Origin of the sequence: Lysinibacillus sp. ZYM-1 (genome assembly GCF_001308875.1) — a bacterium.
GTDB lineage: Bacteria > Bacillota > Bacilli > Bacillales_A > Planococcaceae > Lysinibacillus.
In genome coordinates this window covers 48,361-61,223 of the sequence record NZ_KQ465130.1, presented here as the reverse complement: position 1 = coordinate 61,223, position 12,863 = coordinate 48,361, and the positions used below count along the sequence as shown (strand labels likewise).

Sequence of the window (12,863 nt, the reverse complement as noted above, 5' to 3'; positions counted from 1 at the left end):
CTTATAGTAAGCTGCACGTGAAACACCAGCTATTTCACATAGTAAAAGAATCGAAAGTTTTTCCTCTCGATATAATTCTTGAATCGCTGAATAGCGTTGTTGTAGACGAATTTGGCTTAGCGATGCCTCCTTTCGATTTCCTCTAACTTTTTTAAAAATAGATTTTCTGCACGTAAGCGTTCATTTTCACGCTCAATACGTTGAATCTCTAATTTCAATTTCTCCTCAACGGTTAATTTGACTTCATCTTTTGTGCAACCACGGCGATCACGTAATCCCTCTGCACCGTTCGTTTCAAATTTCTTCGTCCATTGATACACCTGTTGATACGAAACACCATAGGTGTGCGCTGCCAACTGATAATTTTTCTGGTGCTTCAAACAGTAGTCGACAATTTCAATGCGCTCCTCAAAAGTTGTCTTTCTTCTTTCTGCCATAGCTTGACTCATTCCTTTACCTGAATCTTTTTATTCACTATGACCAGTATACTTTTTTACCCACCTTTTTAAAACAGAGGTACTGCTAATCTCATATTTCGCTAACACCTCCATCTGTGAATAATTCTGTTGAATGTAGTCTTTCACAGCCGCTAATTTTAACTCTTTTGAATAGAATTTACATGAAGTCGCTTCTTGTAATCCTTCACGTCCACCTGCCTCATATTTCATTTTTCACCTATGAAAAGTTTGATGATCTAATGAAAACCTTTCACACAATTCATTGATTGAATAGTGACCTTCTTCGTACAATTGAAGGATATGTAGTTTTAACTCGAGTGGATGTTTACTTCGCCTCATAAAAAATGCTCCCCTTAGATAAACAGATTTTATTTTTTAATCTGTCTACATAATAGGGAGCATATCAAAGTGAGTACCTGGTCATTTCTTGTTTATTCATCAAGATAACATATTTCTTTGTCTCTCTTTTTAGTTACTATAATTAACACTAAATAATTTCATTTTTGTATATTATCTTATTTACGTTATGCCTTACAGTCTTATGACCAGCCTTAGTACCTTTACCAATTGCTATAAGCATAACATCTAAATATCTTTCAGAAATATTTAAGGCGTCTTTTAACTTTTTAGAATCATAGCCTGACATAGTAATTGTGTCAAAACCAGCTTCATTTGCTAACAAAATTAATGACATTGACGCAAGACTTACATCTCTAGTTAATTCTATCTTTAAATCTTCTGTTGATTTATTTTCATAATAATTTATAGCAGCATGCGCTAGATAATCTCTTAGGGATTCATCAAAATAACCTGCTTGAAAGCCTTCTTCATGTATCTTTATAATATTTTCTTTATCGAATGCCTGATAATCTCCCAACATAACAATTAAAGTTGAAGCTTCTATTACTTGTTGCTGATTAAAAGCTATAGGCAATATTAAATTTCTTAAGTCAGCATCATCAACTATTAAGTAACGAGTAGCTTGAATATTATTTCCATTAGGAGACTTACTTGCAATTTCAATTAATGGGGTTAGAATTTCTGAACTAATTTTATAACTTGGATCATAATGTCTAACTGAATGTCTTTTTTTCAAAATATTTTTTACACTCATGATATCAACTCCGAAATTTTTATTATGTCTTGCAGCTTTAATTATAGTAAGCAATAATAAATAAGAAAATAACGCACAAAAAAGTGGTATAGCTACTTTTTTGTGCCTTTTAGGGAGAGAAAGCACATGGTTAACTATAATAGTGGAATAAATATTTTTATGAACATTGCAGGGGGAAAATGGAAGTGTTTAATACTCTTTTTTTTGAGCCAAAAATCTGTAAGGACAAAAGAATTTTATGAATTAATACCAGGAATTACACAAAAAGTATTAACGGATCAATTGAAACAGTTAGAAAGAGATGGACTTGTACTAAGAGAAATATTTAAAGAAGTGCCACCAAAAGTGGAGTACAGCTTGACTGATCTAGGTAAATCATTTGTACCAGTTTTAAACACAATGTGTGAATGGGGTAATAAGTATGCATTAATGAATGGTATAGATAAAGATCAAAAAATTGATTGTAATAAATTCATTCAAAATGAAGTAAAGTCGTAATTGCCAACAGTGCCTTGTTTTACTTGTATTTTTTCCTTACGAACCATGAGTGGGATGGTTGGCGCATCCTTTTACATAAACATGGTGACAGAGTAGAGGCTTACACGCGTCACGGTAATAATGTTACTGCCAAGTTTCCAGCGTTACAGGATGTTGGCCGTTCAATAAATGAACATGCAGCAATTATTGATATTGATTGTGAGGGTATTGTGTTAAGGAACGGTGTATTAGTTTTTGATGATTTTGCATACAGAGGCAGGCTCACAAATACAAGCAAGATTGAGCAAGCAACCATAACCCATCCAGTAACGTTTGTTGCATTGGATGTTCTAGCAACTAATAAGACTCTTACAAATAAACTGTTAGTGGAGCGTAAGAAAATTTTATCATCGATAATTGAATCGTCTAATAGTATGCTGGTCACACCATCGATAACAGGGAACGGCAGCAGTATTTTTCAGATAACCAAAGATAAAGGGAAGGTATTGTTGGAAAGCGAAGCAATTCCACATACAAAACAAATCATCGATCAAATGAATGGTTAAGCACTTTAAAATTACTGATGTAGTTATCTTAGGTTATAAAGAGAACTCATTTACCATGTTAGTGGGTAAACAATTAAGCAACGGTAAATATAAACCACTTGCTAACGTAGAGTTTGGTTTCAAGCCAGAAGAAAAGGTAGCTTTTCGTCAAATTGCTAAACAGATTGTAACTAAGAAAGAACGAGATATGGTATGGGTAGAACCTAGACTGTGCTGCAAAGTTCAGTATTTAGAAAAAACAGCATCAGGTTCTCTAAGGATTGTATCTTTTAAAGGATTTAATTTTGGTAAAGTACAAGAAGGTAAAAACCAGGCGCTCAAATGAGTACCTGGTCTTTTTATTTAATTTTTAATTGAGGGAAGAATTCGTTAAATGTTAGGGGCTTGATTGTCTAGCTTTATCCTTTAGGCTTATATATAAGGAGCCATTTGTTTGAACCTGAGCAAAATAAACATCTTCAACAGATTTTATATTTTGTTTTTTTAACTTTTTCATTAACCAATCTTCTGTTAACTCAAGTTCTACTAGGTTTTCGTAAATAAGTTGGCCATCAGAAACCACCTCCGTTGGTAGATAAGTAGGCGGTGACACATCTGCTTTAACATCTTGTTTAGTAGCAACCTGTTCAGAAGTCAGTACTTTTCAGTTATTACAATAAGTGATTTAGATACCTAAGAAGTACCAAATTAGTAGTTTAATAAATTTAGTACAACAATCACAAATGAATGAAGATAAAATAAAAAGGATTAAATTCGTTGCAATACCGAACTCAATCCTTTGCAAGCTATTAAACTAAATAAAGTGTCTAACTTTTTGAATTTACTTCACAGTGAGTAACTTAATTTATTTATAGTTTTGTCACCAATAGCCTGCTACCAAACTTATTGACAAAGTTAGTGAAGTTTTATAACCGCCAATTTATTAGTAGATTATAGGTTACTGGCTAGTAAGATGAGCATCAAACATATCAATTATTTCAAGAAATCTGTCAGCTTCTCTAAACACGTGATCTGCTAAAAGTGGATGAATAATGCTCTTTATTTTACACTGTTCAATTAAATCACGTGCAGTTTTCTTAAAGTCTCTAAGAGATGAGACCGATACTCGGTTTTGATCCAGAAATTGATCCAAAAGTGGAACTGTTTGTGATTGTGGTCTCATAGATTCTAAATCCTTAGCTTGATACAATAATTGATCAAAATCATTACTAAAACTACGTGCTATATCAACCAATTTTCTTTCGGATGGATCCAGCAAATGACCAATAAATTTTGCATGGTCTGCCATGATCCTTAAGAAAAATACATTTTCCTTAATAATAGCGTCTGGGAGTGCGTTCAATTTACCTTCATTTAATTCAAGCAATCGTTTTCTAAAATAATTAGCTTCCCTACTTACATGATCAACTAGCAGAGGGAAATTATTAGCTCCTGGCATTTTACAAGTCAAGATGAGACCTAATACTTTGCGTTTAAACATAAAGATACTGGTTGCAGCTTGTTGGACTTCAGAATTAAATTTTCTAATTTGTTCAGGATCAGTTTGATTGGTGTATAGATGTGCAGTTTGTTCAATTTGCTCAAATAATTTATAAAATTGATTAGCTTCTTGAATTAGTTGAGTATCTTCTGCTCTAAATCCTAATCTTAGAAATAGTGAATGTTCTTTCATAATTCTAGACCAAAAAAGAATTTCATTTAATGATCGCTCAACAAACATTTCAGATGTAACACCTGTATCAGCATGTAAAAAGGATTCATCTCCTCTGATTTTAATACCTCCCTAGTAAATAGTACAATCCTTTTATTCTTATTATCTATGCAATTTAAATATACATGGAATAAATTTCATTAATTTTTGATTATGCGATTAACTGTAACAATACTGGTAAGTGGTGTCAGTACGTTATATATAATAAATGGGTCACTCATATGAATAAAATGAGTGACCCGTTGTGTGTAAATATAGATTAGTGTAACTACTCGTGCATGTTTATTTAATAATTGATAAAGTGGTATCCCAAGGAACCCCAGTTAGTACCCCACTTAAAAGTATTTATATGAGTTTATATGGAATTAAATTTTATCCATATTTATTTTAAAAATCAAGAAAAGCAACCCTCTATTTTTCAACGTTCTAATTTCCTTAGAGCAAAAACCCCACCAAATCAACACTTTTAAGATATAATGTAGGACGAGGTGAAGAAAATGTTTGTGAGTGAGAAACAAATTGAAATTCGATATGCTGAGACTGACCAAATGGGCGTGGTGTATCATGCGAACTATATCATTTGGATGGAAATTGGGCGTACGCAGCTTGTGAGTGATGTGGGCTTTAAGTATGCAGCATTAGAAGAAGAAGGATATGTATCACCAGTCATGGATTTATCGATTTCTTATAAAGCGGCGATGCATTACGGACAGGTGGCAACGGTTCGCACTTGGGTAGAAAAGCATGACCGTTTACGAACAACTTATGGCTATGAAATTTTACATGAAGATGGCACGGTGGCTGCTACTGCTCAATCTGTACATATTTTAGCGCATAAGGATACATTGCGTCCTGTTGCTTTAAGTAAAGTTGATCCAGCTTGGGATGCTAAATATAAAGAAATTGCCGTTGTGGCAAAATAGGAGAGCAATGGATGGAAATGTTTTTAGCGTTAGGCGCGATTTTGGCATGTCTTGGTGTTATTTTAGGTGCTTTTGGGGCACATGCTTTAAAGGATAAATTTGCATCACCTCATTATGCAGCCATTTGGGAAACAGCTGTGCAGTATCAGATGTACCATGCTTTAGGGATCATCGGGCTCGGTATTCTTTCGAATGAGGCGCTTTTAGGAAGTTCTAGTCTGCTTTCTTGGGCAGGATATCTAATGTTTACAGGGATTGTTTTCTTCTCTGGTAGCTTATATGTACTGGCAGTGACAGGTGTGAAAAAACTTGGGGCGATTACACCCATTGGTGGAATGTTATTTATCGTAGCTTGGGTGCTTGTAGCAATTGCGGCATTCTCTTAAATAAAAACGAGACGGTTCTCTATGATGAAATTCATAAGAGCTTCTCGTTTTTTTATGCGTGAAAAAAGAAAAATGAAACAATTTGTCTGATTATGCGTATTACATATTGTTTATAGATGATAAAATAGGCTAAACATTAATGTAAAGGTGGGAAATAATATGGGTTTATTAAAAGCGGGAGTTGGCGCGTTAACAGGCGTTTTGGAGGATCAATGGCGCGAATATTTCTATTGTGAGGCACTATCTGCAGAAGTGCTGGTAACAAAAGGGGGGAAACGTACATCCAAACGAGGATCTAATAAAGGCAATGACAATATTATTAGTAATGGTTCTATTATTGCCATAAACGAAGGGCAGTGTATGATGATCGTTGAACAGGGGAAAGTCGTAGAATTTTCTTCTGAAGCAGGAGAGTATGTTTATGATACATCAACTGAACCTTCGATTATGTATGGTTCAGACCTGTCTCAGGGCATTATGGAGACCTTCAAGCAAATAGGCAAACGTTTCACATTTGGGGGAGAGCCTGCGAAAGATCAGCGAGTTTATTATTTTAATAAGAAAGAAATTGTTGGCAATAAGTATGGAACCCCTGCACCTGTTCCTTTCCGTGTGGTTGATCGTAATATTGGCTTAGATATTGACATTGCGATTCGCTGTCATGGAGAATATTCTTATAAAATTATTGACCCACTATTATTCTATACAAATGTTTGTGGCAATGTAGAGCGTGAATATACACGGGATGCCATTGATAGCCAGTTAAAATCAGAATTAATGACAGCCCTACAGCCAGCCTTCGCACATATTTCAGCGAGTGGCGTTCGGTATAGTGAAATACCTGCCCATACAGTTGCATTAGCAGACGCACTCAACAAAGTATTATCGGAGAAATGGCTTGCAACACGTGGATTAGCAGTTGTGTCATTTGGCATTAGTACACTGAAAGCATCTGAAGAAGACGAGGCTATGATTAAGCAACTACAACGCAATGCTGTGATGCGCGATCCAGGTATGGCGGCTGCTCATTTAACTGGTGCTCAGGCAGATGCGATGATTGCAGCTGCCAATAATGATGGGGGAGCCATGTCAGGATTTATGGGCATGAATATGGCTACACAAGCTGGTGGCGTCAATGCTGGTCAGCTCTTTCAAATGAATGAGCAAAATAAGCAAGCTCAAATGGCGCAAGCGGCTATGCAAGACCAAACTGCAAAAAATGTTAATACGTGGGCATGTATATGTGGTCAAGAAAACACTGGGAAATTCTGTTCAAATTGTGGGACAGTAAAACCGGCAGAAGAAGGTTGGTCATGTGCATGTGGAGCGGTGAATAAAGGAAAATTCTGTAGTGAATGTGGGACAAAAAAGCCTTCAGGAGCGTTATTATATACATGTGATAAATGTGGATGGACGCCAGAGGATCCTTCCAATCCCCCTAAGTTCTGTCCAGAATGTGGCGATGTGTTTGATGAAAATGACGTGAAGTAAGGAGAGGATGATTCATGTCAACGCAAGAAGTTGAAAATGTCAAACAAGTGAAGCTTGATTTTGACGCTGAATGTCCATCATGTAGTGCATCGATTGAATTTAATCCTGCCACAGGTATGTTAACTTGCCCATACTGTGGCTTTGAGACAGAAATTGCTACACCCGAGCAAGAAGAAGAAAAAGTTGCCCAGGAAATGGACTTTTTAAAAGCGGAGGAACGAGGCAATTTCAATTGGGGTGTGGAGAAGAAAACAGTGATTTGTGAAGCTTGTGCGGCTGAAACGATATACGATGCTCTGCAAGTGGCTGACAGTTGCCCTTACTGTGGTTCCAATCAAGTTATGGAAGCGAGTGCTGAAAATACACTAGCACCAAATGGCGTTTGTGCTTTTGAAGTAACAGATAAGCAAGCTGGGGAACATTTTCAAAAGTGGATTAAAGGTAGATGGTTTACACCGAAAGCAGCCAAAATGAGTGCAAAGCCCGATGCCTTTAAAGGGGTATATCTTCCATATTGGACGTTTGATACGAAAACAAGCTCCAGATATTCTGCCAGATATGGACGACATCGGACGGTTACAGATAAAGATGGTAAAACACATACAGAAACAGATTGGTATTCAACAAGTGGCTTTTATCAGGAATTTATCGACGATCACTTAATAAGTGCAACTACCCGCTATGACCAAAATATGATGCGGAAAATCGAGCCTTTTAATCTCTTAAATAATAAAGCCTATAAACCAGAATACGTATCTGGCTTTTTGTCAGAGCGCTATAGTATTGGTTTACAGGATGGCTGGAATCAAGCAAAGAGTGACATCCATGATCATCTTCATGCACAAATCACTTCAAAAATTCGTTGGGAACAAAGCGCTGACGTCGTTTCAAATCTACGCTTTTCCACAAATCATGATGATATTACATACAAATATTTAATGTTACCGATTTGGTTGTCCTCCTTCCGTTATAAAGAGAAGATTTTCCGCTTCATGGTGAATGGACAAACGGGTCGAGTAGGGGGAGATGCTCCTATTTCGCCACTTCGCGTAACGATAGCTGTTATCTTATCATTAATGGTGATAGCAATCATTTGGTATTTCTTCATGTCTGAATAATGACTAGCGGTATTCCTTCTGGGGCTTTGTTGACCATTTGGAATACTGCTTTTTTCATTAAATTGTCCATATATGCTGGGTAAATGACTGATTTATTTCGAATAGCAAGGATCATTATCATCCATTATCCCAGCTGAGAGAGAAGCCTGCTGCATAAATTATAATGAATAAGAAAATGAGCGAACAGCCTTGAACGAATGACATGTAAGTTAGGACCAAAGCATAAAATGACAAGATGACGCAAAAAGCAACCTATTCAGTAGAGAGACAGGTAGAAATGATGAAAAATCGTTCGTAAGACAACGATGAGGATCTGAAAATTTTAGGCTAATACGCCATAAATGTTGATAAGTGAAGTTGCGATTTTACAATAAACAACTTATTATACAGTCAGAGAGCATTTTTTTAGCTATCTATGGACGACGTAATGTTATTTTTGAATAACAATTGATAAGTTATTCATAATGGAGGTTTCGATGATGGACGCAATTGAAGTGTTAACGAATTTAGATCAAATACATGGGTATTATCAGCCGATATTTAGCGCAGATGCGCATACGGTGATAGCCTACGAAATTTCCGGACATCTACAAATTGAAGGTCAACAAATTAATTTAAAGGATTTCGTCAATAATGAAGATATTCCAGAAGAATATCGAATAGATATGGAACATAAAATTTTACATGCAGCCTTAGCCCAAATTGATGAAATTGCATCAGATATTGATATTTACATTCCTAGTAACCCCAATTTATTGATGCAAGATTTTGGTGAAAGTCATTTTAATATCATCCAACAATATATTGGAGAAGAAGATTTACACCGAATCGTATTTGTCGTATCCGAGCATCGGTTTTTAGGAGATATTAATAAATTACACCATGCCCTGCGCTATTTTACGACTTTTGGGGTGAAAATTGCTGTCCAGGAAGTAGGGGCAGAAAGTCATTTAGAGCATATTGCGTTATTGGCGCCTCATATTTTAAAAGTCAACACACGTGATTTAAATTATGATTCTTGGTCTGCTCAATCCGATATGATTTCAGCCATTGGCAGTCTTGCCTATAAAATAGGTGCCAATCTTTTATTTGAAGATATTGAGACTGTTTATCAGCTACAATTTGCTTGGAAAAACGGAGGACGCTACTATCAAGGTCCTTATTTAGCAAACCCAGCTATAAACCTTGTCGATAAAGATGTGTTAAAGGAACGATTTAAAAAAGAATGCCAGCAATTTATTACGTCTGAAAAGAAAATGCTAGAGGCACAGTTCTTGCAACTAAAGAAATTAAGAGAAGAATTGGAGGCGATTGTTCACCGTGTAAAACCAACGAGTGATAATGCCTCACACTTAGAGTATTTAGCTGAATTACTGGATAACTATTCTTTCAGACTATACATTTGTAATGAAGATGGCTTCCAATTAACGCCTAACGTCATGCGAATAGACGGAAATTGGGAATTACAGCCCCGTGCCATTAACAAAAATTGGAGCTGGCGCCCGTATTTCTTACAAACGATTATTAAAATGCGCAATGATCAAAGTGGGGAAATATCTGAACTATATCGAGATATTGAAACAGGAGAAATTACTAGAACCTTTTCAATTGCCATCAACGAGCATGAATACTTGTTTGTTGACCTTTCCTATGACTATCTTTATGAACACAGTATTTTTAGGTAGTACTACAAATACTAATATATCAACGTTTTAGGGGTACAAACTGCAATTGTACCCCTATTTGTACCCCAAATGAAGCTAAAAAGAGAGCTACTTAAATTTTTTTAAAGACGAAAGAATATTAGTAGCTTTTAATCTTCATCATCGTGAGAATATGCATATGCTTTCAATACCATTTCATGTGCGTCTCCTATCATTCAATTGTTGTTGTAATAGCAACACCTTCTACAATTAAAACACTTACATAAGTATCTCTAAATATATGGGCAGTGTTTGACTAAAATCTAATTTAGTATATCGTCTCCGATCTAATATTTCTTCTGAAACAGCATCATTTAAAATAGAACCTGATGTAGCACATACTGCATTGTTTTGAAACCTTGTTTTGTCTTTTCTATCCTTTTATTTGCTGCATCATAAAATTTATAGTCTTTTTATCAGTATCGGTGTAACTATTGATACTGTCTCTTTTTGTTTTCATTAATTTTTGTCTAGCCATATTAATCTCCTTTACTACACGGGCAGCTGTATATAAAGATACAGCTTATTTTGCATCTACCTGATTTTATTGTTTTTATAAGTAGAAGCTGGAACAGGTAAAATAAAACTAAATAGTACAAGTAACAAATATCGTAGCTACATAATAGAAGATGACCAGCAAAGTTAATTTAGCCAAGCCGGTCTTTTTAATTTACTTAGTCATAATCAAATATAAGTCTTAAGCCTGATATGGTATCAGTCTATCACTGTATTTACTTGAAAAATAAAACTTTGATATTCTATTTATAGGAAATATTTCTTGTTTTTAGGAAATATCTTGGAATCAAGTACTTATCTAAGGAGGCAATTTTTTCATGAAAAATAAATTATCTGGGGTGTTAGCTGCTACATTAGCGTTAACGATGAGCCTACCAACAGGAGCGATGGCGTTTTCAGACAGTCAGACTACTGTGGTAGTTAGCCAAGAAGTTGCTAGCCAAGAACTGAAAAAGATTGCGGCAGAAAAGGCTACTCTACTCACTAAGTCCTATGATACGACTAGTGTGCAGTATGCGCTAATTGCTAATGGCAAACTTATTTTGTCGGGTCAGACGGGCAAGAACGATATGAAAGGGAAACAGCCGCTGACCAAAGATACCCTATATGGGATTGGTTCAGTCAGTAAAATGTATGCAGCTGCGGCTGTGATGAAATTGGTCGACGAAGGAAAAGTCGATTTGGATGCTCCTGTCGTCCACTATGTTCCTGATTTCCAGATGAAAGACGAGCGTTACAAACGCATTACGCCGCGTATGCTGTTGAACCACTCCTCAGGCTTGCAAGGTACTGGGTATGGCAATAATTTTTTATTTAATGATAATGATACCTATGGCCATGATAACTTGTTGCGTCAATTGTCCAACCAGAGCTTGAAGGCGGACCCTGGAGCGTTCTCGGTATACTGCAACGATGGCTTTACGCTGGCTGAGATTATGGTGGAAAAAGTAAGCGGTATGAGCTTTACAGAATTTATACATCACAGGTTTACAGAACCCTTAAAGCTAAATCATACGAAAACGCCTCAGGACAAATGGGAAAGTGATAAGCGGGCTGGACTTTATTTTCCAACGTACCAAGGGCAGCTTCCTACTGAATCGGTGAATGTGATTGGTACGGGAGGGATCTCTTCCACAGCAGAAGATATGGTACGATTCTCTCAAATATTTATGGGACAGGGAAAAGAAATTCTCTCTGATAAGGCAGTCAAGGCGATGGAGCAAGAGGAATTTAAAAAAGGAATGTGGCCAGGGGATGGAGATAATATTATCAACTATGGTCTTGGGTGGGATAGTGTAAAACTATATCCGTTCAGTGAGTATGGGATAAAGGGCTTGGCTAAAGGTGGTGACACGGGACTGCAACATGCTTCACTAGTCGTACTTCCTGAACAGAAGATGGCAGTGGCTGTGTTGTCATCCGGTGGTAGCAGCTCTACAAATCAACTGATGGCGACAGAAATACTGCTCGCTGCGCTTAAAGAGAAGGGCACAATTAAAGATATCAAGCCGAACAAATCCTTTGGCAAGCCGGTCAAGGCCAAGATGCCTCAAGACATAGCAAAGAAAGCGGGTTTTTACGGCAATAGCTTCAGTCATTTCAAATTAGAAATTACGAAGAATGGAGAACTGATCTTACCAGTTAATCCAGATGAAAAATATGTATATACTGAGAATGAAAGCTTTATTAATGAGACAGGTACCTCCAAGCTAAACTTCGTTACTGAGAAGAATGGGCGAACTTATTTGAAGGAGAGTACTTATCAATCAACGCCAGGTTTTGGGCAAGTTGCGGTGACGCACTATTTAGCTGAGAAACTAGAAGACAATGTGCTATCGAATGAAACCACTGCCGCATGGGCGAAGCGGGAAGGCGTTAAGTTCTATCTCGTAAACGAGAAATATAGTTCCGCTCAATATCTCTTACCAATGTTGCTTACAACACAAATTAATCGCAGTGAAGGTCTAGAGGGCTATTGGAACGGCAGAAAAATTACAGGCCCAAACACGGCTGCGCATCAGCTCCAGATCCCTGTGATGGCAGGCCGTGATACGACGGAATCTCGTTTCTATACAGAAGACGGTAATGAATATATGGAGATGGCCGGCATGTTATACGTAAGTGGATCTAACTTAAAATCGCTTGATGCAGGCCAATCATCCAAAGTTACGCTGCAAGCTAATGGGCATGCGGAATGGTTTACGATCCCGCAAGCGGCAGCAGGGAAAACGATGAACGTGGCGTTGCCAGCGAAGAGTTCGTTCGCAGTGTATGATGAGGAGGGAGTATGCATCAATTTTACTGTTGTGAGCGGCAATAACAAAGTAAAGCTGCCGAAGAACGGAACGATTGTATTTGCTGGCGCGCCGAACTCGGAAATTGCAATCACGTTGAACTAGC

The 12,863-nt window shown here is 36.9% G+C and carries 14 protein-coding genes; 9 read left to right on the top strand and 5 right to left on the bottom strand.

Annotation, left to right across the window (positions count from 1 at the left end; all coding sequences use genetic code 11):
* Positions 1-116: 116 nt before the first annotated feature.
* The 3 genes from AO843_RS24165 to AO843_RS17910 form a co-directional block, all read right to left on the bottom strand.
* Positions 117-437: a helix-turn-helix domain-containing protein gene (locus AO843_RS24165; protein WP_082389522.1), complete on the bottom strand. Its 321-nt coding sequence runs from the start codon at positions 435-437 to the stop codon at positions 117-119.
* A gap of 30 nt (positions 438-467) precedes the next feature.
* Positions 468-668, bottom strand: a complete 201-nt coding sequence (locus AO843_RS24160) for a helix-turn-helix domain-containing protein (RefSeq protein WP_082389521.1) — start codon at positions 666-668, stop codon at positions 468-470.
* Positions 669-945: 277 nt separating this feature from the next.
* Positions 946-1,572, bottom strand: a complete 627-nt coding sequence (locus AO843_RS17910; protein ID WP_054612454.1) for a nitroreductase family protein — start codon at positions 1,570-1,572, stop codon at positions 946-948.
* Positions 1,573-1,698: 126 nt separating this feature from the next.
* Here AO843_RS17910 and AO843_RS17905 point away from each other — a divergent pair, with 126 nt between their 5' ends.
* The 3 genes from AO843_RS17905 to AO843_RS17895 are packed head-to-tail and all read left to right on the top strand — an operon-like array spanning position 1,699 to position 2,940.
* On the top strand, positions 1,699-2,070 hold the full coding sequence (locus AO843_RS17905) for a winged helix-turn-helix transcriptional regulator (RefSeq protein WP_054612453.1): 372 nt from the start codon (positions 1,699-1,701) through the stop codon (positions 2,068-2,070).
* A 23-nt stretch (positions 2,071-2,093) separates the two neighbouring features.
* Positions 2,094-2,615 carry an ATP-dependent DNA ligase gene (locus AO843_RS17900; protein ID WP_054612452.1) on the top strand — a complete coding sequence of 174 codons (522 nt, stop codon included), beginning with the start codon at positions 2,094-2,096 and terminating at the stop codon, positions 2,613-2,615.
* A gap of 55 nt (positions 2,616-2,670) precedes the next feature.
* The gene (locus tag AO843_RS17895) at positions 2,671-2,940 is read left to right on the top strand and encodes an ATP dependent DNA ligase (RefSeq protein ID WP_054612451.1); all 270 of its coding nucleotides are present in this window, start codon (positions 2,671-2,673) and stop codon (positions 2,938-2,940) included.
* Positions 2,941-2,991: 51 nt separating this feature from the next.
* On the opposite strand, the gene AO843_RS17890 is transcribed toward AO843_RS17895, so the two are convergent.
* A complete protein-coding gene (locus AO843_RS17890) occupies positions 2,992-3,252 on the bottom strand; it encodes a YetF domain-containing protein (RefSeq protein ID WP_369814436.1) in 261 nt (86 codons plus the stop codon).
* Between the two features lie 300 nt (positions 3,253-3,552).
* On the bottom strand, positions 3,553-4,335 hold the full coding sequence (locus tag AO843_RS17885; RefSeq protein WP_054612450.1) for a DUF2935 domain-containing protein: 783 nt from the start codon (positions 4,333-4,335) through the stop codon (positions 3,553-3,555).
* Positions 4,336-4,823: 488 nt separating this feature from the next.
* On the opposite strand from AO843_RS17885, the gene AO843_RS17880 reads away from it, so the two are divergent.
* The 6 genes from AO843_RS17880 (at position 4,824) to AO843_RS17855 (ending at position 12,862) form a co-directional block, all read left to right on the top strand.
* Positions 4,824-5,249, top strand: a complete 426-nt coding sequence (locus AO843_RS17880; protein ID WP_054612449.1) for an acyl-CoA thioesterase — start codon at positions 4,824-4,826, stop codon at positions 5,247-5,249.
* An 11-nt stretch (positions 5,250-5,260) separates the two neighbouring features.
* Entirely contained in the window at positions 5,261-5,635 is a 375-nt protein-coding gene (locus AO843_RS17875) for a DUF423 domain-containing protein (protein ID WP_054612448.1), read from the top strand.
* A gap of 159 nt (positions 5,636-5,794) precedes the next feature.
* The gene (locus AO843_RS17870; RefSeq protein WP_054612447.1) at positions 5,795-7,126 is read left to right on the top strand and encodes an SPFH domain-containing protein; all 1,332 of its coding nucleotides are present in this window, start codon (positions 5,795-5,797) and stop codon (positions 7,124-7,126) included.
* 14 nt (positions 7,127-7,140) lie between these two features.
* A complete protein-coding gene (locus tag AO843_RS17865) occupies positions 7,141-8,244 on the top strand; it encodes a TFIIB-type zinc ribbon-containing protein (protein ID WP_054612446.1) in 1,104 nt (367 codons plus the stop codon).
* Positions 8,245-8,723: 479 nt separating this feature from the next.
* A complete protein-coding gene (locus tag AO843_RS17860; protein ID WP_054612445.1) occupies positions 8,724-9,929 on the top strand; it encodes an EAL domain-containing protein in 1,206 nt (401 codons plus the stop codon).
* An 851-nt stretch (positions 9,930-10,780) separates the two neighbouring features.
* Positions 10,781-12,862: a serine hydrolase domain-containing protein gene (locus AO843_RS17855; RefSeq protein ID WP_054612444.1), complete on the top strand. Its 2,082-nt coding sequence runs from the start codon at positions 10,781-10,783 to the stop codon at positions 12,860-12,862.
* The last annotated feature ends 1 nt before the right edge of the window (position 12,863 follow it).

Bases quoted from the DNA above. Each gene is read 5' to 3' on its own strand.
- AO843_RS24165 (WP_082389522.1), bottom strand. From the start codon at position 437: ATGGCAGAAAGAAGAAAGACAACTTTTGAGGAGCGCATTGAAATTGTC.
- AO843_RS24160 (WP_082389521.1), bottom strand. From the start codon at position 668: ATGAAATATGAGGCAGGTGGACGTGAAGGATTACAAGAAGCGACTTCA.
- AO843_RS17910 (WP_054612454.1), bottom strand. From the start codon at position 1,572: ATGAGTGTAAAAAATATTTTGAAAAAAAGACATTCAGTTAGACATTAT.
- AO843_RS17905 (WP_054612453.1), top strand. From the start codon at position 1,699: ATGGTTAACTATAATAGTGGAATAAATATTTTTATGAACATTGCAGGG.
- AO843_RS17895 (WP_054612451.1), top strand. From the start codon at position 2,671: ATGTTAGTGGGTAAACAATTAAGCAACGGTAAATATAAACCACTTGCT.
- AO843_RS17885 (WP_054612450.1), bottom strand. From the start codon at position 4,335: ATGTTTGTTGAGCGATCATTAAATGAAATTCTTTTTTGGTCTAGAATT.
- AO843_RS17880 (WP_054612449.1), top strand. From the start codon at position 4,824: ATGTTTGTGAGTGAGAAACAAATTGAAATTCGATATGCTGAGACTGAC.
- AO843_RS17875 (WP_054612448.1), top strand. From the start codon at position 5,261: ATGGAAATGTTTTTAGCGTTAGGCGCGATTTTGGCATGTCTTGGTGTT.
- AO843_RS17870 (WP_054612447.1), top strand. From the start codon at position 5,795: ATGGGTTTATTAAAAGCGGGAGTTGGCGCGTTAACAGGCGTTTTGGAG.
- AO843_RS17865 (WP_054612446.1), top strand. From the start codon at position 7,141: ATGTCAACGCAAGAAGTTGAAAATGTCAAACAAGTGAAGCTTGATTTT.
- AO843_RS17860 (WP_054612445.1), top strand. From the start codon at position 8,724: ATGGACGCAATTGAAGTGTTAACGAATTTAGATCAAATACATGGGTAT.
- AO843_RS17855 (WP_054612444.1), top strand. From the start codon at position 10,781: ATGAAAAATAAATTATCTGGGGTGTTAGCTGCTACATTAGCGTTAACG.